At 41.1% G+C, this 19189-nt stretch carries 15 protein-coding genes; 5 read left to right on the top strand and 10 right to left on the bottom strand.

What is annotated here, in order from left to right:
• Positions 1 to 10 precede the first annotated feature (10 nt).
• Positions 11 to 304 (top strand): hypothetical protein, encoded by a 294-nt coding sequence (locus ACWIT3_RS03495; RefSeq protein WP_457161432.1) that lies wholly within the window; start codon positions 11 to 13, stop codon positions 302 to 304.
• 35 nt (positions 305 to 339) lie between these two features.
• Here ACWIT3_RS03495 and hda read toward each other — a convergent pair whose 3' ends face one another.
• The 5 genes from hda to purM form a co-directional block, all read right to left on the bottom strand.
• Positions 340 to 1041, bottom strand: coding sequence for a DnaA inactivator Hda (gene hda / locus ACWIT3_RS03490; RefSeq protein ID WP_457161431.1), 702 nt, complete (start codon positions 1039 to 1041; stop codon positions 340 to 342).
• A gap of 83 nt (positions 1042 to 1124) precedes the next feature.
• Complete coding sequence (locus tag ACWIT3_RS03485; RefSeq protein WP_457161430.1) at positions 1125 to 2381, bottom strand: nucleobase:cation symporter-2 family protein; 1257 nt, start codon at positions 2379 to 2381, stop codon at positions 1125 to 1127.
• Positions 2382 to 2474: 93 nt separating this feature from the next.
• Positions 2475 to 3101 carry a uracil phosphoribosyltransferase gene (upp, locus tag ACWIT3_RS03480; RefSeq protein WP_457161429.1) on the bottom strand — a complete coding sequence of 209 codons (627 nt, stop codon included), beginning with the start codon at positions 3099 to 3101 and terminating at the stop codon, positions 2475 to 2477.
• A gap of 145 nt (positions 3102 to 3246) precedes the next feature.
• A complete protein-coding gene (purN, locus tag ACWIT3_RS03475; protein ID WP_457161428.1) occupies positions 3247 to 3888 on the bottom strand; it encodes a phosphoribosylglycinamide formyltransferase in 642 nt (213 codons plus the stop codon).
• Complete coding sequence (gene purM, locus ACWIT3_RS03470; RefSeq protein ID WP_457161427.1) at positions 3888 to 4925, bottom strand: phosphoribosylformylglycinamidine cyclo-ligase; 1038 nt, start codon at positions 4923 to 4925, stop codon at positions 3888 to 3890. The genes purN and purM overlap by 1 nt, the downstream gene beginning before the upstream one ends.
• Before the next feature lie 227 nt (positions 4926 to 5152).
• Here purM and ACWIT3_RS03465 point away from each other — a divergent pair, with 227 nt between their 5' ends.
• The 4 genes from ACWIT3_RS03465 (at position 5153) to dnaE (ending at position 12558) form a co-directional block, all read left to right on the top strand.
• Positions 5153 to 5632 (top strand): surface-adhesin E family protein, encoded by a 480-nt coding sequence (locus ACWIT3_RS03465; RefSeq protein ID WP_457161426.1) that lies wholly within the window; start codon positions 5153 to 5155, stop codon positions 5630 to 5632.
• Positions 5633 to 6072: 440 nt separating this feature from the next.
• Complete coding sequence (locus tag ACWIT3_RS03460; RefSeq protein ID WP_457161425.1) at positions 6073 to 7278, top strand: NAD(P)/FAD-dependent oxidoreductase; 1206 nt, start codon at positions 6073 to 6075, stop codon at positions 7276 to 7278.
• Positions 7279 to 7457: 179 nt separating this feature from the next.
• On the top strand, positions 7458 to 8912 hold the full coding sequence (locus ACWIT3_RS03455) for a catalase (protein WP_457161424.1): 1455 nt from the start codon (positions 7458 to 7460) through the stop codon (positions 8910 to 8912).
• Between the two features lie 166 nt (positions 8913 to 9078).
• Positions 9079 to 12558 carry a DNA polymerase III subunit alpha gene (gene dnaE, locus ACWIT3_RS03450; protein WP_457161423.1) on the top strand — a complete coding sequence of 1160 codons (3480 nt, stop codon included), beginning with the start codon at positions 9079 to 9081 and terminating at the stop codon, positions 12556 to 12558.
• Positions 12559 to 12634: 76 nt separating this feature from the next.
• Here dnaE and ACWIT3_RS03445 read toward each other — a convergent pair whose 3' ends face one another.
• The 5 genes from ACWIT3_RS03445 to gdhA form a co-directional block, all read right to left on the bottom strand.
• Positions 12635 to 13999, bottom strand: a complete 1365-nt coding sequence (locus ACWIT3_RS03445; protein WP_457161422.1) for an L-serine ammonia-lyase — start codon at positions 13997 to 13999, stop codon at positions 12635 to 12637.
• 62 nt (positions 14000 to 14061) lie between these two features.
• A complete protein-coding gene (locus ACWIT3_RS03440; protein ID WP_457161421.1) occupies positions 14062 to 15303 on the bottom strand; it encodes a serine/threonine transporter in 1242 nt (413 codons plus the stop codon).
• Between the two features lie 258 nt (positions 15304 to 15561).
• Positions 15562 to 16389 (bottom strand): class II glutamine amidotransferase, encoded by an 828-nt coding sequence (locus tag ACWIT3_RS03435; protein WP_457161420.1) that lies wholly within the window; start codon positions 16387 to 16389, stop codon positions 15562 to 15564.
• A 119-nt stretch (positions 16390 to 16508) separates the two neighbouring features.
• Complete coding sequence (locus tag ACWIT3_RS03430) at positions 16509 to 17489, bottom strand: MBL fold metallo-hydrolase (RefSeq protein ID WP_457161419.1); 981 nt, start codon at positions 17487 to 17489, stop codon at positions 16509 to 16511.
• A gap of 119 nt (positions 17490 to 17608) precedes the next feature.
• Positions 17609 to 18955 (bottom strand): NADP-specific glutamate dehydrogenase, encoded by a 1347-nt coding sequence (gene gdhA, locus ACWIT3_RS03425; RefSeq protein ID WP_457161418.1) that lies wholly within the window; start codon positions 18953 to 18955, stop codon positions 17609 to 17611.
• Between the last annotated feature and the right edge of the window lie 234 nt (positions 18956 to 19189).

Genomic DNA, 19189 nt, shown 5'->3' with positions numbered 1-19189 from the left:
GAGGAGTTTTATGAAAAAAGTAATTATTTTATCTGCTGGTATTTTATTGGCGGGCTGTACACAAAAAATGCCACAGGGCAATGTTCAAATGGATATGAAAACCTTACAAGAATATAACCAACGAGTGAGTAGTGGCAATACTGTTCCAACCGATCAAAAACAGGCTTATTCAAAAGAAGTTGAGCATGAATTAAATGCAAGCGATAGCCGACCAAAAGTGCAAACTCGCACAATCTATCGTCCAACTCCTATGATGTTCCTCCCGAGTGTCAGCTACCGTTACAACTATAACTACAATCGTTAAGATAAAAGAAAAAACCACAGATAAATGCGGTTTTTTTATAACTGTAAAATTTCTTTCACAAAGGGAATCGTGAGTTTTCGTTGTGCTTGCAACGAGGCATGATCTAATTTTCTGAGCGCTTCAAACAAAGTTTGCATATCTCGGTCAAGACGCTTTAATAAAAAACTTGCCACTTCATCGGGTAATTCTATTCCTCGTTGATGTGCGTTTTGTTGCAAGACTTCGATTTTTTGTTGGTCATTGAGTGGATTTAACTGGTAACTTTCTCCCCAACGTAAGCGAGAGGCGAGGTCGGGTAAGCTGACTGCCAGTGCGGTAGGTGATTGGTTTGCGCTGATCACTAGCAAAGTGTGTTCTTGTGCTTTGATACGATTGAAAAGATCAAAGATGGCTAATTCCCATTCCGCATCACCAATGACGGCATCTAAATTATCTAAACACACCAGTTGTTGTAATTCTAAGTTTTCTAATACTGCTGGGGAAAAGTATTGTGATTTCTCGAGAGGAACATACATAGCAGGTCGGTGATGTAAGAAAAAGTCATTGGTAATGGCTTTTAATAAATGACTTTTCCCGCTGCTTTTTTCTCCCCAAATATAGAAAAATTGTTGCTCTGGTTGCACAAAATTTTTACGTAGTGAACTCAGCAACAATAAATTATTGTTGGCATAAAAGTTATCTAATGTCTCATCATCGATTTGATGAATGGGTAAAGGTAATTGGAAATTATCTAACAAATAATAGCCTATTTAATGCGGAAAAAGAGTGTTAAGAGTAAACGAAAAAGGAAGGGTTAAGCAAGTCTTAACCCTCATTTATTTTATTGATTCTCTTCAGTGAGTGTATCCTTTGCTTTTGGTAAAACTAAGTTAAGTAGGATCGCGACAACTGCACATAAACTGATTCCTTTTAGTGATACTTCACCAAAGTTCACAAACATCCCGCCAATACCAAAAGTCATGACAACGGAAATAATACAAAGATTGCGTGCTTCAGTAACATCTACTTTGCCACGAATTAATGTACTCATGCCTACCACTGCAATGGAACCAAAGACTAACATCATAATTCCGCCCATAACGATAGTTGGTATAGTAGCTAAAAAGGCACCAACTTTACCACAGAATGAAATCGCAATTGCCCAGATGGCAGCCCACGTCATAATATTCGGGTTAAAGTTGCGCGTTAGCATCACAGCGCCAGTGACTTCTGCATAAGTGGTATTCGGTGGACCACCTAAAAAGGCAGCTGCACTAGTTGCTACGCCATCGCCCAATAAAGTGCGATGTAATCCTGGCTTTTGTAAGAAATCTTTGCCCGTTACGGAACTGATTGCCATGATGCCTCCCACGTGCTCAACAGCGGGTGCGATAGCAATAGGTAATAAGTAGAGAATCGCTTCTAGTTTAAATTCTGGAGTGGTGATTTCAGGGAGACTGAACCAAGGTGCATCTAATACAGGTTGGAAGTTGATTAATCCTAAGAATAGACATAACAGGTAACCGACAGTAATACCAAACATAATCGGAATTAATTTCATGATGCCTTTAGCAAATACCGCAACACTTAAGGTCGTTAAAAGGGTGACCATTGATACTAATACCGCATCGTTATAGTCGTATTGACTGTTTTTGCCTAATGCCATGTCCACCGCAACAGGCGCTAAGCCCATCCCGATGATGATAATCACAGGTCCCACTACAACGGGTGGGAAAACGCGCTGTAAAGCACCCGCCCCTTTTAATTTCACTAAGGTACTTAAAGCAAAGTAGACCAAACCTGTACAGACTAAGCCTCCCATTGTCGTTGCAATACCCCATGTCGCGACACCATATTGAATAGGCGCAATGAATGCAAAAGAGGAAGCAAGAAAAATCGGGACTTGTCTACCTGTGCACAGTTGGAATAAGAGGGTACCAATCCCCGCAGTGAGTAAGGCGGTATTGGCATTGAGTCCTGTGATGAGTGGGACTAAAACCAGTGCGCCGAAAGCGACGAAAAGCATTTGTAAGCCAACGAAGGCTTGTTTACCTTGATGTTGTTCCATTACTGGAGCCGTTTGATTTTGATTTGTCATTTAAGTTTCAACTCTCTGTCTGAATTAACTTGAATTTACAGCGACGTAAATTACATGGAAAAAAGCAGCATTTTCAATGCTGCTTTTTATGGATTATTTCGTTCCAAAAATTTTGTCACCCGCGTCACCAAGACCAGGAATAATATAGCCGTGTTCATTTAAGTGGCTATCAACGGAAGCGGTGTAGACTTCGATATCTGGGTGAGCAGCTTCGAGTGCTTTAATTCCCTCTGGGGCAGCAACGAGTACCAAGACTTTAATATGTTTACAGCCTTTTTCTTTTAATAAGTCAATCGTTGCAATCATCGAGCCACCCGTTGCTAACATAGGGTCAACCACGATGGCTAAGCGTTCTTCTAAGTCACTCGCAAGTTTTTGAAAATAAGGAACAGGTTTGAGTGTTTCTTCGTCACGGTACATCCCAACTACGCTGATACGTGCACTTGGAACATGTTCTAATACGCCATCCATCATGCCTAAGCCAGCACGTAGAATAGGTACCACTGTCACTTTTTTACCTTTAATTTGATCGATTTCAACAGGACCGCACCAACCATCGATAATGACTTTTTCCGTTTCTAGATCGGAGGTGGCTTCATACGTTAATAAACTACCAACCTCTGTAGCTAATTCACGAAATTTTTTAGTATTGATATCAGCAGAACGCATTAAACCCAATTTGTGTTTGACGAGGGGATGCTGTACGTGTACTAATTTCATTGTATGCTCCTTTATTTACAAAGTGAAAAATAAAATCGGTAAATTCTAAAACAGAATGGATAAAATTAATAGTAACAAGGCAAGCTAATTTTAGATTTTTTAGGTATAAAAAACGGTCTGGATACAGACCGTACTTTTTAGGCTGTTAGTCCTCAGTGGCATAGCCATTTTCGGGCAAGCATTGGTTATCCAAAAAGGCACGTCCATTGACTAATTTGAGTCGGTCTTCAACAAACCATTTGACGACGAGAGGATAGAGACGCAATTCTTGCGCTTTTACTCGCTCTTCGATATCTGCAATCTCATCGTCAGCAAAAATAGGCACTTTAGCTTGTAAAACGACGGCACCGCCATCCACTTCCTCATTCACGAAATGCACACTGGTACCATGTTCTTTCTCACCTGCCTCTAATGCTTGTTGATAAGTGTTTAAGCCTGGGTATTTAGGAAGCAAAGAGGGATGGATATTGAGAATCCGCCCAGCAAAACGCTGAGTAAAGTCAGCGCTTAAAATTTTCATATAACCAGCTAACACAATCAAATCAGCTTGAATTGACTCAATATAATCAGCAATGCAGTTGTCCATTGCTAAATTACTGTCAAAATGTTTACGTAAAAAAACGTGGTGAGGAATCCCTGCTTTTTTAGCGCGCTCGAGTCCAAACGCCTCTGCTTTATTGCTGATCACTGCAACAATTTCAGCAGGGAGAAAACCAGAATGACAGGCATCAATCAATGCCTGTAAATTTGTACCTTGACCTGAAATTAAAACAACAATTTTTTTCATTAGCGAATGATAACTTGTTGTTCGTTTTCAGCAGCAGATGCGATTTGACCAATCACCCAAGCTTGTTCACCCGTCTGTTTGAGGAGTGCTAATGCTGTTTCGACATCTTGTTGTGGTAACGCAATAATCATCCCCACGCCACAGTTAAACGTGCGGTACATTTCGTATGTCTCAATATTGCCTTTTTCTTGTAACCATTTAAATACAGGTTGCCATTCCCAGCTTGATTCATCAATGACTGCTTTCACATTTTTAGGTAAGACACGTGGAATATTTTCCCAGAAACCACCACCAGTTAAATGTGAAATGGCATGGACATCAACATGTTTGATCAATTGAAGAAGAGATTTTACATAAATTTTTGTCGGTGCAAGTACATGATCGGCAAGTGGTTTACCTGCAAGCTGCTCTTCCGCTGGGTTGACGCCTGCGACATCGATGACTTTACGGATCAAAGAATAACCATTAGAGTGTGGACCGCTTGAACCTAATGCAATTAACGCATCACCCGCTTTCACTTTTGCGCCATCAATGATTTCTGACTTCTCAACAACACCCACACAAAAACCTGCTAAGTCATAATCACCCGCATGATACATACCAGGCATTTCAGCAGTTTCACCACCTACTAAAGCACAACCCGCTTGTTCACACCCATTCGCAATGCCTTTAATGACACTTGCAGCCACGTCGACATCCAGTTTACCTGTTGCATAGTAATCAAGGAAAAACAGTGGTTCAGCACCTTGAACAACTAAATCATTGACACACATCGCAACTAAATCAACCCCAATACTATCATGGCGGTTGAGGTCGATAGCTAAACGCAATTTAGTTCCGACACCGTCTGTTCCTGATACTAAAATAGGCTCTTTATATTTGCTTGGAATAGCACAAAGTGCGCCGAAGCCACCTAATCCACCAATAACTTCAGGACGCGTCGTACGTTTAACATCTGCTTTAATTTTTTCAACTAACGCATTACCTGCATTAATATCAACGCCAGCATCTTTGTAACTTAATGATTGTTTGCTCACAGTTCTTTCCTATAACGTAATAGATAATCAATTTAAACTAAGCGAATTGTATCACGCTTAAGCAAACGTTTGCGATAGTTGTTTAATAATTTTTCTTCCTTTTGGGTGGATTCTTTATTTCAAGAAAGCGCACAAAAAGACTTTTGCCCGTATGATTCTCTCGTTAGAATATAAAATATACAATGTGGTTGTTTTTATATCGTTTTGATGACATGGAGGAACGCGTGATGAAGAGATTAGGTTTTGTGGTGGCAATTTTACTGAGTTTAACGGCTTGTACTCGATTGCCTATTGCAGAAAAAGCCAAGCCAGCAGAGATTATTCTGACGCCACCAACGCCGATTCCTTCTGGTTTGGTTCGTTTAGCAAATCCTAATCAATTTATTGATACAAGTAGTGTAAAACGAACCTCTGAACAAACCCATTTAATTTCTTTTGATGTGATCGAAAATTTAACGAAAGCGGAGTATGTTTATCCAGAACAGCCACAGCAATATGCCATGTCATCGCGTAAAACATTTTTAGTAAATTGCGAAAGTCGTGGATTAAGTCTCGTAGAAACAGCGTATTATACTGCGTTTTGGGGCAAGGGGAGTCGTTCTCCTGTCAAGATGCAACGAGTCGTATTAGCCAAAGTATATAAAAATTCACCTTATCATATTTTAGGACAGGTGATTTGTACGGATATTTATCGCCATCAACCTTAGCTTGATTAGTGACATTAACATTCAAATGCTGAAAGTTGCCTATTATGCGGATATGGGAGGATATCCTCAGTCAATGTAATCAATGACAGACGGGCTATTGTTATGATGAACAGGTGCTGTGATATTGGCTTCATTAGTCGTGTACCTGTTTGGCATTAATCGCAAAAAATGTGTTTGTAAAAAAAATAAGCACCTAGTTGCGCAGATCCAGCGAAATAATGTTAGACTCTGAGCGCGTAAATTGAGATCGTAAAACCTCGATTCAATGCACGCAAATGACTGAGAGACGATCACAATTATCCTAGCGATACAGGTCGCTAGCCAAATGAATTGAATATAAATATGTAAGTGAGCTTGATAAGAGCAATACGCGTTTTGATGCTTACTTTTTTATCACATTCCTCAATGCATAAAAGCCATATTATTTAACACCGAACAAGATGGACAACTATTCAGAAATTATCATTATTGGTGCAGGCGCCGCAGGGTTGTTTTGTGCCAGTCAAATTGCCAAGTGCGGTAAACAAGTTACCGTTTTAGATAATGGCAAGAAAATTGGGCGTAAAATTTTAATGTCAGGAGGAGGATTTTGTAATTTCACAAATCTTGATGTAACGCCACAACATTATCTCTCACAAAATCCACATTTTGTTAAATCCGCATTAGCACGTTATACCCAATGGGATTTCATTGCACTGGTTGCAGAATATGGCATTGCTTACCATGAAAAAGAATTAGGACAGTTATTTACTGATGAGGGCGCGGAAAAAATTGTGGAGATGCTGGCAGCTGAATGCCGTAAATATCATGTTGCCATTCAATTACGCCAACAAATTAGCCAAGTTGACACTCTCTGTGAGCAGGAAAACGCACGGTTTTACTTAATCTCTAATGGACAACGCTGGATATGTCGTACGCTAGTGATTGCAACAGGAGGGCTATCTATGGCAGGGTTAGGCGCCTCACCTTTTGGCTATCATATTGCGGAACAATTTGGTCTGGACATTATTCCTCCCAGAGCCAGCTTAGTTCCTTTTACATGGCGTGAAATCGATAAATGTTATGCGACTTTGTCAGGCGTCGCGTTACCAGTCGTTGTCACAGCACAATGTGGACAGCGTTTTCATAATCAGATGTTGTTTACGCATCGTGGGTTGTCTGGTCCTGCAATGTTACAAATTTCGAATTATTGGCGACCGAATGAGGCACTGGAAATCGATCTTTTGCCAACTCAAGCGATTCGCGATTTTTTACAACAATTACGAGCAAGTTCGCCGAATTTACATTTGAAAAATGCACTTGCGAAATTGTTACCCAAAAAGTTAATCGATCTTTGGTTAGCACAGCAGCGATTTCAAGATGAGCCTCTTGCACAAATCAGTCATGCACGTTTGCAACAATTGGAACAGGTTATTCATCATTGGCAGGTTTTACCAAATGGTACGGAAGGTTACCGTACGGCAGAGGTCACACTCGGTGGCGTGAATACACAACATATTTCCTCTAAAACCATGGAGTGCCAACATGTTAACGGGTTGTATTTTATTGGAGAAGTGCTTGATGTAACGGGCTGGCTAGGGGGGTATAACTTCCAATGGGCATGGAGTTCAGCCTATGCTTGTGCACAAGGGATAACTTCTTCTTAATTGATAGATATCTTGAATTGATTTTACATATTTAATTGTTGAATTCGATTGAATTGATAGATTGAGTTCAAAAAGTGGAACGCTATAATGCCTGCAAAATTTAAAGGATGAAAAGCATGACCTTTATGATTTTGTAGTGCGATTTATTTTCTACTGATTTGAATGAGAGGAATTCAATTATGTCTAAATGCCCATTTGATCATGGTTCAAAAACCTTAACCAACGCAGCAGGCTCACCAATTGTTGAAAACGACAATACGATGTCAGCAGGTCCTAGAGGACCATTATTATTGCAAGATGTGTGGTACCAAGAAAAATTGGCTCATTTTGCGCGCGAGCGTATTCCTGAGCGTGTTGTACATGCTAAAGGCTCAGCCGCTTACGGTACATTCACGGTGACACAGGATATCACTCAATATACTAAAGCAGATTTATTTAACGCTATCGGTAAACAAACCCAAGTGTTAGCACGTTTCTCAACCGTAGCAGGTGAACGAGGTGCTGCGGATGCTGAGCGTGATGTGCGTGGTTTTGCATTAAAATTCTACACAGAGCAAGGTAACTGGGACTTAGTGGGTAACAACACCCCTGTATTCTTTATTCGTGATCCATTGAAATTCCCAGATTTCATTCACACTCAAAAACGTAATCCGCAAACCAATCTGCGTGATGCTAATGCTGCATGGGATTTCTGGTCACGTCACCCAGAATCATTACACCAAGTGATGATTCTGTTTAGTGACCGTGGTATTCCCGCTGATTTACGTCACATGAACGGCTACGGTAGCCATACTTATAGCTTCATCAATGCACAAAACGAACGTTTCTGGGTGAAATTTCACTTCAAAACACAACAAGGACACCAATTCTATACCAATGAAGAAGCTGCGAAAGTGGTAGGGGAAAATCGCGAGTCCAGCCAACAAGATTTATATGAAGCCATTGAGCGTGGCGAATTTCCACGTTGGACGCTTCAAATACAGATCATGCCAGAAGCGGATGCTCACAAACATAACTATGCGTTTGACTTAACAAAAGTGTGGCCACACAGCGATTATCCAATGATCGAGGTGGGCGTATTAGAGTTAAATCAAAACCCAATTAATTATTTTGCTGAAGTTGAGCAAGCAGCGTTTGCACCATCTAACATCGTTTCGGGGATTGGTTTTTCACCAGACCGTATGTTACAAGGTCGTCTCTTCTCATACCAAGACGCGCAACGTTATCGTTTAGGTGTTAACCACCATCAAATCCCAGTTAACGCACCAAAATGCCCATACCACACCACACATCGTGATGGCGCAATGCGTGTAGATAACAATGGGGGAACACACCCTAACTATGCACCGAACCGTTTTGATACCTATGTGCCGACTCACCAACAAGAGCCTGAATTAGCGTTAGAACGTTCTGCAGCACATTTTGACTTCCGTGAATACGACGAAGATTACTATTCACAGCCCGCAGCCCTGTATAACTTGTTCAATGCGGAACAGAAAGCACGTGTTGCAGCAAACTTAGCTTCTGGTTTATCTGCGGTGACAGATTGTGCAATCGTTGAAAGACAACTTGCGTTATTTGATAAAGTGAGCAAAGAATTAGCCGACGCGATTCGTGCAAACTTAGCGAAATAATGATGGTTATCGAACTTTATGCTTGTTAGGCTTGAGGAAACTCAAGCCTTTTTATTATGGAAATGATCGCTGCAATTCGCCTTTCTGAATTTGTGCTCCTCATAAAATCTCGCTAAAATAGACCGCACTTCTCCCACACATTGATACACTTCAAGGATCCTTTTTTATGTCTGAACCCCGTTTTGTGCACCTGCGTGTTCACAGTGACTTCTCAATGATTAACGGCATCGCCAAAGTGAAGCCTTTAGTTAAAGCCTGTGTTGAAAACAATATGGTGGCAATGGGATTAACTGATTTCACCAACTTTTGTGGATTGGTGCGCTTTTATGGTGAAGCACTGTCTTCAGGGGTGAAGCCTATTGTTGGGGCAGATGTGTTAGTCAAAAGCGATCTTTGTGGTGATGAACGATTTGAGCTAACGTTACTCGCAAAAAATAATGAAGGATATAAAAATATCACCTTATTGCTTTCTAAAGCCTATGAGCGTGGTTATCAAGATCTCCCTTATATTGATCAAGCATGGTTAGTTGAACATCGTGAAGGAATCATTATTTTATCGGGTGGGCATAATGGGGATGTAGGGAAAAAGTTATTGAAGGAAAATCCATTTGAAGTGGCGCGTGCAGTGGAGTTTTATCAGCAATTTTTTCCAGATCATTTTTATTTAGCCTTAAGTCGTACAGGGCGTTATGAAGAAGAACGTTATGTCTCTTTGGCATTAAAATTAGCCGAGTCGCATGGGTTACCTGTAGTGGCAACAAATGATGTGATGTTTTTGCACGCGGATGATTTTGAAGCGCACGAAATTCGCGTTGCTATTCATGACAGTTATACACTTGATGATCCCAAACGTCCTAAAATTTATACCCCTCAACAATATTTTCGCTCAGAACAAGAAATGTGTGAGCTCTTTGCGGATGTGCCTTCCGCACTCGAAAATACTTTATTGATCGCCCAGCGCTGTAATGTAACCATTCGTTTAGGGGAGTATTTTCTCCCTCAATTCCCAACAGGTGAACTTTCTACGGAAGCGTTTCTGATTAAAAAAGCAAAAGAGGGATTAGAAGAGCGCTTGAAAGTGCTGTTTCCTGATGAGAAAGTCCGTCAAGCACGTCGACCAGAATATGATGAACGTTTGCAAGTCGAATTAGATGTGATCAACCAAATGGGGTTTCCTGGTTACTTCCTAATCGTCATGGAGTTTATTCAATGGTCAAAAGAGAATGATATTCCTGTTGGACCAGGACGAGGCTCGGGGGCAGGTTCCTTAGTGGCATACGCCTTAAAAATTACGGATTTGGATCCACTTGAATTTGATTTGCTCTTTGAGCGTTTTTTAAATCCAGAGCGTGTTTCTATGCCCGACTTTGACGTAGATTTCTGTATGGACGGTCGAGATCGTGTTATCGAGCACGTAGCTGAAACTTACGGACGTGGCGCCGTATCACAAATTATTACTTTTGGTACGATGGCGGCAAAAGCGGTAATTCGTGACGTAGGGCGTGTGCTGGGTCACCCGTATGGTTTTGTCGATCGTATTTCTAAATTGATCCCCCCCGATCCAGGTATGACGCTAGCGAAAGCCTTTGCAGCAGAACCCCAATTGCAAGCAGCTTATGATTCGGACGAAGAAGTCAAAGCCTTGATTGATATGGCGCGTAAATTAGAAGGTGTCACGCGTAATGCGGGTAAACACGCTGGGGGCGTCGTGATCTCGCCGAGTTTGATTACCGATTTTTCACCGCTCTATTGCGATTCTGAAGGCAAACACCCTGTTACCCATTTTGACAAGAATGACGTGGAATATGCAGGCTTAGTGAAGTTTGACTTCTTAGGCTTGCGTACGTTGACCATCATTAAATGGGCATTGGATATGATTAACGCCCGTTTGAGTAAAGAAGGTCAGCCGCAGGTTGATATTGCGACGATTCCATTAGATGATCCTGAATCTTTTGAATTATTAAAACGTGCAGAAACAACGGCGGTATTCCAGCTAGAGTCTCGTGGTATGAAGGATCTGATCAAACGCCTTCAACCAGACTGCTTTGAGGATATTATCGCATTGGTAGCGTTATTCCGTCCTGGTCCGCTAGAGTCAGGCATGGTGCAAAATTTTATTGACCGTAAGCACGGAGATGAGCCAGTTGCCTATCCCGATCCTGAATATCAACATGAAAGTTTAAAACCGATTTTAGAGCCAACTTATGGCGTCATTGTCTATCAAGAGCAGGTCATGCAGATTGCACAAGAACTGGCAGGCTATACGCTCGGTGGTGCAGACTTACTACGTCGTGCTATGGGTAAGAAAAAACCAGAAGAAATGGCGGCACAACGCGAGATTTTTGAGAAAGGTGCGATTCAAAAAGGGGTGGATGGCGAGCTGGCGATGAAGATCTTCGACCTTGTGGAGAAATTTGCGGGGTATGGTTTTAACAAATCGCACTCCGCCGCTTATGCATTAGTATCGTATCAAACATTATGGCTGAAAACCCATTACCCAGCTGAATTTATGGCAGCGGTAATGACATCGGAAATGGATAACACCGATAAAATCGTAGGCCTGTACGACGAATGTTTGCGTATGGGATTAAAAGTTGCTCCGCCTGATATTAATACGGGTAAACACCATTTTAGCGTGAATGAAAATGGCGAAATTGTATATGGCATCGGCGCAATTAAAGGGGTCGGTGAAGGACCGATTGAAGCATTGATCGCAGCACGTGAACAAGGTGGGATTTTTAAAGACCTCTTTGATTTATGTGCCCGTGTTGATTTGAAGAAAATTAATCGCCGCACTTTTGAAAGTTTAATTTTATCTGGCGCGTTTGATAAGCTGGGTCCGCATCGGGCGGCACTCTCAAAAAATCTAGAGGATGCATTAAAAGCCTCTGATCAACATGCCAAAGATGCTGCAATGGGGCAAACCGATATGTTCGGCGTGTTAACTGAAAATTACGAAGATGTAGAAAAAGCCTATGCCAGCACGCCGCCTTGGCCTGAAAAAGTGATTTTAGACGGAGAACGAGAAACATTAGGTTTGTACCTCAGTAGTCACCCCGTGAGCCGTTATTTAAAAGAATTAGCACATTATAGCTCGACCCGCTTGAAAGATTTAGTGCCGAATTACCGAGGACAAATCAGTACCGCCAGTGGCTTAGTTGTAGCATCGCGTTTTGCAGTGACGAAAAAAGGAAATCGATTAGGGATTGCGACGTTAGATGATCGTTCTGGTCGACTTGATGTCACATTGTTTGCAGAAGCATTAGAAAAATTTGGGGATAAATTACAAAAAGATGCCGTTGTCATTGTCTCGGGGCAGGTCAGTTTTGACGAGTTTTCTGGCGGGATGAAAATGGCAGTACGTGAATTGATGACATTAGATGAAGCTCGTAGCCGTTATGCAAAAAGCTTAGCCATTTATTTATCGCATGATAAGATCACACCTCAATTTATTCGTGAATTTAAAGCGATGTTAATGCCATACAGTAGTGGCACATTACCAATCAATATTTATTACGATAGCCCGCAAGGGCAATGCCGAGTGAAAATGGGCGTGCAATGGTCTGTGAATCCAACGGATGAGTTATTAGCTGAATTGGCAGAAAAATTGGGTGAAAGTGCAGTGGAATTAGAATTTAAAGCCTAATTTAGAACGCAGAACAGAACGTTAGAAGATAAGCGATAGGAGGGTTCAAGAGTGAACCCTCTTTTGTTTGCTCACATTAGCAAATTACCTTAATGGCGAGACCACCCTGTGATGTTTCGCGGTATTTGGCATTCATATCTTTGCCCGTTTCATACATTGTTTCGATCACTTTATCTAAAGTGACACAAGGACTGGTTGTCCGTCGAAGCGCCATGCGGCTAGAGTTGATTGCTTTGACTGCGGCGATCGCATTACGTTCAATACAAGGAACCTGTACTTGTCCCCCCACAGGATCACACGTTAACCCAAGGTTATGCTCCATCGCAATTTCCGCGGCAATACAAACTTGCTCAGGTTTACCCCCTAGAATTTCGGTTAAGCCAGCTGCTGCCATGGAACAGGCAACTCCCACTTCGCCTTGACACCCAACTTCTGCACCAGAGATAGAGGCATTCATTTTGTACAATGACCCAATAAAACTACAAGCAAGCAAATAACGTTCTATTGTTTCACGTGTAAGAGGAGAAATAAATTTATCGTAGTAAGCGAGTACTGCGGGAACTATACCGCATGCCCCATTTGTTGGGGCGGTCACCACTCTGCCTCCAGCAGCATTTTCCTCATTCACGGCTAAGGCGTACATATTGACCCAGTCAATAATTTTCATGGGATCATTCGATAAATGATGATGCGCTTTTAAGATACGATGTAATCCAGCAGCCCGACGCGGCACTTTGAGTGGGCCAGGCAACAAGCCTTCTGTACGAATACCACGCTCAATACAGGCTTTCATACTTTCCCAGATTTGTTGTAAATACTCAGATAAGACGATTTTATCGTGCAGCGCTATTTCGTTTTTCATCATAATCGCAGAAATCGTTAGTCCACTATCGTGGCAGTGTTTGAGCATATCTGCTGCATTATGGTAAGGATAAGGAAGGGGGACGGTTGTATGGTAGGCTTGTTCAAAGTGGGCATCATCCACAATAAACCCACCACCAATAGAGTAATAAGTTTGTTGATAGAGAGTCGTATGCTGTGCCGAGAACGCGGTAATTCGCATGCCGTTTTCATGGCGAGGTAAAAAGGTGGAATGAAAGATCAGATCGTCATCCATATCAAATTGAATGACTTTCTGATTTTCTGCGACAGGCAAAAGAGCGGTTTGTTTGAGCGTGGAAATGAAGGTAGGGATTAAGTCAATATCAACATTATGGGGTAAATATCCCGCTAATCCCATAATAATCGCAGTATCTGTACTATGTCCTCGTCCTGTCATGGAAAGTGAACCATAAATATCCACTTGGATTTTCGCAACATACTCCAATTGACCTCGACTAATTAAGTCATCAATAAAGTATTTCCCTGCTTTCATTGGTCCGACAGTGTGTGAACTTGAGGGACCAATGCCAATTTTAAACATATCAAAAACGCTAATCATATTGTTCCATTGATTCTTAATTTACAAGTAAAAGGGCGATATTCTACATGGATTCATGAATTTTAAAATAGCCCATAAACGATTGCTGAAATAGCAAACAAGCCCATGACAGTAACGAAAATATTCGAAAGATGTCCACGATAGCGCTGCATTGATGCAACGTTTTGTATAGCATACATAGGCATAATAAACAGAATCGCGGCGATAATGGGACCTCCAAATGATTCAATTAAGCCAAGAATACTTGGATTAATCATTGCCACCAGCCAAAGTGTCAGCATGAAAAATAAAGCTGCAGAGTAATTTAATTTTTTGACATCAGGGGTGTTTTTATTTGTCAGTATGGAAAACAACCCAATTAACCCTTCTTTTGCACCTAAATAATGACCAAAAAAAGAACTCGTGATCGCAAGAAATGCCACACAAGGACCTAAATAGGCAATATAAAGATTATCAAACTTATTCGCGAGAAAAGACAGAATACTGATATTTTGTGCTTTTGCTTGGCTAAGTTCATCGGGACTTAAACTGAGAACACAGCTAAATACAAAGAACATGACAAAAAGTAACAGTAGACCAGAAGTGAGCTTCAACGTATGGCTTGCTTGTTTTTCGGCTAATTCAGGCGTGTGATAATGTCGTTGTTGTGATTGAGTAAAGCATGAAATTGCGGGGGAGTGATTGAAAGAAAAAATGAGAACAGGAATCGTGATCCATAAAGTACTGAGAAAATCTTGTGCACGAGGTAATTCTGTTACGATTGACAGATTCCAGTCAGGAATCAGATAAATCGATAAAGCAAATAAAATACATACTAACGGATAAACCAGAAACTCTGTGATTTTCAGCATCAGTTTTTCACTGGTTAGCATGATCGTAATAAGAGAGGCAATAAGACAAAAAGACAGGAGTGGGCGGCTAGGAGAGGGCATATTGAGTTGATGAACAATGAACGAATCAACTGTATTCGTCAGACCATTCCCATAAATTAATAAAATAGGGAAAATCGCAAAAAAATACAGTAGAGTGATTAATTTTCCTGCCCTGGCACCAAAATGTTCTTCTACCACCTCGGTAATATTACTGCCAGGTTTTGATGAAGAGAGGACAAATCGGGCGAGACCACGATGGGCAAGATACGTCATGGGTCCGACTAAGATGGTCATGCAGACTAACGGCCAAAAGCCACTTTGTCCTGCATTGATGGGGAGGAATAAGACACCCGCACCCACTGCGGTACCAAATAAATTAAGTGCCCAAACAAGATTAAATTTATTCCATTTTTGATGAGACGTCTCTGTCATATACAACTCCATGTTCAGAAAAAACAGTTATGTTGATTGGTTAATAAAAAGAGAAGAGGGCTATATAGTAAAGGGGTTAACGAGTAAATTCAAAAGGCGAGTGCGATTAAATGCAATAAGTATGATATAGATCGTTTTTTTATAGGGGGAATGTATAAAAAATAGTAGGTAAGTTACTATAAATTAACAAAAAATAAGAATTTTAACCTGAGAAAGTGGAGCGTGATAGTGTTTTATCACGCTGAAGTGAGAGACGGATTAAGCACATTTTTGTAAACCCAGCGTGCCATCATCAATGGCATCTTGTTTCACACCAATGATTTCGGCTATTTTTTCTCCATGTTTAAAGAAAACAAAACCACCGTATTCCATTTTAGTCCAAATTTCATCTTTCGTGAGAGGAAACGTTGTAATGATAGTCACTTGATCCTCTTCTTGTGCATAATCATTAAAATCAATAATCCCATCATCGTCGATTCGTTGTGCTTTCCCAAAAGGTGCTTTTCTGGTGAGATAATGTAGGTTTGTTGCACAGTGGGCGATCATCCATTCACCATTGGATAAAATGAAATTGAATGTCCCACCCAATGAAATTTCCTTTGTCACTTTTTGGATAGCAGTAAATAACGCGTCCTCTGTGGGTTTTTGGTTAAATTGAGTTTTAAGTTGATGCAACATATAGCAAAAAGCTGCCTCAGAGTCGGTGGTACCGATCGGTTGATACAAGGCGCCAGTTAAGTCAGGATGGGCGGTTAAATTCCCGTTGTGCGCAAATACCCAATTTTGTCCCCATAACTCGCGGATGAAAGGATGTGTATTTTCGATATTGACTTCCCCTTGGGTCGCTTTGCGAATATGGGCAATCACATTTAATGATTTAATGTGATATTGTTTAGCACAATCTGCAATAGGGGACGAATGGGCCGCACTATTATCACGAAAGACGCGAATGCCTTTTCCTTCAAAAAAAGCAATACCAAACCCATCTGAATGGCAGTCGGTTAAGCCCGCACGGCGACGAAATCCCTCAAATGAAAAAACGATATCAGTCGGGGTATTACAATTCATTCCTAATAATTGACACATAACAACAATATCTAAAATAACCTTATAAATTGCACTGATTTAACACTATAACGTAGAAAGTTTCAACATTTAAACGCAAGACTTATTAGATAAAAAAGTTATAAGCTAGAGAAAATTTATCACTCAAGTGAGTGTAAACATTCACCCACTTTTTCCCCAGTTCGCACAGAATAAATATCACAGTCTTGAGCAAAGCGGAGTTTACCCGTAAAGTGCTGCTTGATCGCCTGTTCTGTTTCTGGCATCACTTGTTCAGTACGTCGCATCAAGTGGCTTAATATGACATGCTTTACCTGATTATCACGAGCAATCCGCCCAATTTCTGACGGACGCATATGTAATTTTTGCGCAATATTATCTTGGCTACTTTCGGGAATCGCATTATGCGCAATCAATAAATCAGCTTGTTTAGCCAACTGATCTAATGTACGTCCTTGGTTACTGGTATCACCAGAGAAGACAACCGAACAACCTGCTTTTTCAACCCGCCAAGCCAATGCTGGTAAGAGTCCATGTTCTGTCCCAATGGCGTTAATCTTAAATCCATCAATGATAGTTTCAAACACCACGGGTTGTTGTTTATTTGCGTTCACAGAGAGCGGTTGTAATTGATAACTTTCCCCACCAGTTAAAAAATCAGATAAATAAGAGTAAGCCCCATTTTCACCGAATAAGCGAGATAAAAACGTGCCAGTATCTGGGACAAAATCATTGCCAGTTGGACCATAAATTTGTAAGTCTTGGGTACGATCTGCGAAAAAAGAAGATTTAATTAATGCGGGAAGATCATTAATATGATCAACATGAAAATGACTGACTAAAATGCCTTGTAAATCCTCAAGCTTGGCTTTCGCTTGTGCAAAATGGCGCAGCGCCCCCGAACCGAGATCAACTAAGAATTTCGCTTGTCCATTTTCTCGAACGAGATAACTTGCCGAAGCGCGTGAGGGCAAGGGAGTATGTGAGCGAAATAACGCAATTTCAGGTCCACCAGAACCTAAAATAACCACATCTAAATTTGAATGCTGGCAAGTGGAAGAGTGTGCGTGTGCAGCAAGACTGAAAGAGAAAAGCGCCAGAACCGTTTTCCAATAACTCATCGTATTTCCTAAATAGAGAAAAAGTAAACGCTATGTTATCTAAAAAGTAATAAAAAACCTACCGCACTGACAGAACAAATTGAAATGTGCGGTAGGTGATTGACGAAGGAGTGAAAGAATTAGAAGACACCTTGTGCTAACATCGCATCGGCAACTTTAACGAACCCTGCAACGTTTGCACCCACAACATAGTTGATGTTACCTTTCTCATCGGAACCATATTTCTTACAGTTAGCATGAATATCTAGCATGATGCGGTGGAGTCTTGCATCCACTTCTTCACGTGTCCAACTTAAACGCTGTGCGTTTTGTGACATTTCTAATCCTGAAGTTGCTACTCCACCTGCATTGGCAGCTTTCCCAGGTCCAAATAATACGCCAGCGGATAAAAAGGCATCTGTTGCTTCAATCGTTGTTGGCATATTGGCACCCTCTGCAACTAATTGCACACCATTGCGAATTAACGCATTTGCGTCTTCTAGCGCAACTTCATTTTGTGTCGCACAAGGAAGTGCAATATCAACTTTAACTTCCCAAGGGCGTTTACCTTCCACATATTTCAGACCAAACTGCTCGGCGTATTCTTTTACACGACCACGTTTAACGTTTTTGATTTCCATTAATGCAGCCAATTTTTCAGTTGTGAAACCCGCCTCATCATAGACATAGCCTGCCGAATCTGAACAAGTGACGACTTTAGCACCAAATTCCAGCGCTTTTTCAATAGCATACTGTGCAACATTGCCTGAGCCCGATACAGCAACTGTTTTGCCTGTAAAGCTTTCGCCTTTTTCAGCAAGCATAGCCTGAGCAAAATACACCAGACCATAGCCCGTAGCTTCTGGACGAATTAAACTACCACCAAATGTCAGCCCCTTACCCGTGAAAACACTGCCCGTTTGGTTAGACAATTTTTTCATCATACCTGCTAAATAACCGACTTCACGTCCACCTACGCCGATATCACCAGCAGGCACATCAGTATCTGGACCTAAATGACGATACAGTTCGATCATCAGTGCTTGACAGAAACGCATGACTTCTGCATCACTCTTGCCTTTAGGATCAAAATCTGAACCGCCTTTGCCGCCTCCCATTGGTAACGTGGTGAGGGAATTTTTGAAGACTTGCTCAAAGCCTAAAAATTTTAAAATGGATAAATTGACAGAAGGGTGGAAACGCATGCCTCCCTTAAACGGTCCGATCGCGCTGTTGTATTGAACACGGAAAGCGCGGTTGACTTGTACTTGACCGTTATCGTCTGTCCAAGCCACACGGAATTGAATGGCACGTTCTGGTTCAACTAAACGTTCTAATAACGCTTGTGAGCGGTATTTTGGATTTTTTTCAAGGAATGGCCAAATAGACGTTAAGACTTCACGTACAGCTTGTAAAAATTCGGGTTGATTACCATCACGTTGTGCGACTTTTTCTAAAAACGCTTCTAACGATGCAACTTGCGACATAATGATTTCCTTCTAGAGATGATATTTAATCTGTTTGCAATTTATTATAATTTTCTGCCTTGTTAGGCACAGAGCAGAGTATTCAATAGAACCAAAGCATTATGCAAATCTTTTTTTTTAATCTTTTAAAAAAATAAAATGAAATTATGTTTATTTTAAATAAAGTGTCTATTTGGTGAATTTTTTCTAATTTTATGAATTTATTTTAGAGAAAGTGTTCTTTATTGCGGGATT

The organism is Pasteurella sp. P03HT, from assembly GCF_054052285.1.
The sequence above is the reverse complement of the archived record's forward strand: the minus strand, read 5'-3'. Positions and strand labels throughout refer to the sequence as shown.

Bases quoted from the DNA above. Each gene is read 5' to 3' on its own strand.
- ACWIT3_RS03455 (WP_457161424.1), top strand. From the start codon at position 7,458: ATGTCTAAATGCCCATTTGATCATGGTTCAAAAACCTTAACCAACGCA.
- dnaE (WP_457161423.1), top strand. From the start codon at position 9,079: ATGTCTGAACCCCGTTTTGTGCACCTGCGTGTTCACAGTGACTTCTCA.
- ACWIT3_RS03465 (WP_457161426.1), top strand. From the start codon at position 5,153: ATGAAGAGATTAGGTTTTGTGGTGGCAATTTTACTGAGTTTAACGGCT.
- ACWIT3_RS03495 (WP_457161432.1), top strand. From the start codon at position 11: ATGAAAAAAGTAATTATTTTATCTGCTGGTATTTTATTGGCGGGCTGT.
- ACWIT3_RS03440 (WP_457161421.1), bottom strand. From the start codon at position 15,303: ATGACAGAGACGTCTCATCAAAAATGGAATAAATTTAATCTTGTTTGG.
- ACWIT3_RS03430 (WP_457161419.1), bottom strand. From the start codon at position 17,489: ATGAGTTATTGGAAAACGGTTCTGGCGCTTTTCTCTTTCAGTCTTGCT.
- purN (WP_457161428.1), bottom strand. From the start codon at position 3,888: ATGAAAAAAATTGTTGTTTTAATTTCAGGTCAAGGTACAAATTTACAG.
- ACWIT3_RS03485 (WP_457161430.1), bottom strand. From the start codon at position 2,381: ATGACAAATCAAAATCAAACGGCTCCAGTAATGGAACAACATCAAGGT.
- ACWIT3_RS03435 (WP_457161420.1), bottom strand. From the start codon at position 16,389: ATGTGTCAATTATTAGGAATGAATTGTAATACCCCGACTGATATCGTT.
- ACWIT3_RS03460 (WP_457161425.1), top strand. From the start codon at position 6,073: ATGGACAACTATTCAGAAATTATCATTATTGGTGCAGGCGCCGCAGGG.
- ACWIT3_RS03445 (WP_457161422.1), bottom strand. From the start codon at position 13,999: ATGATTAGCGTTTTTGATATGTTTAAAATTGGCATTGGTCCCTCAAGT.
- gdhA (WP_457161418.1), bottom strand. From the start codon at position 18,955: ATGTCGCAAGTTGCATCGTTAGAAGCGTTTTTAGAAAAAGTCGCACAA.
- upp (WP_457161429.1), bottom strand. From the start codon at position 3,101: ATGAAATTAGTACACGTACAGCATCCCCTCGTCAAACACAAATTGGGT.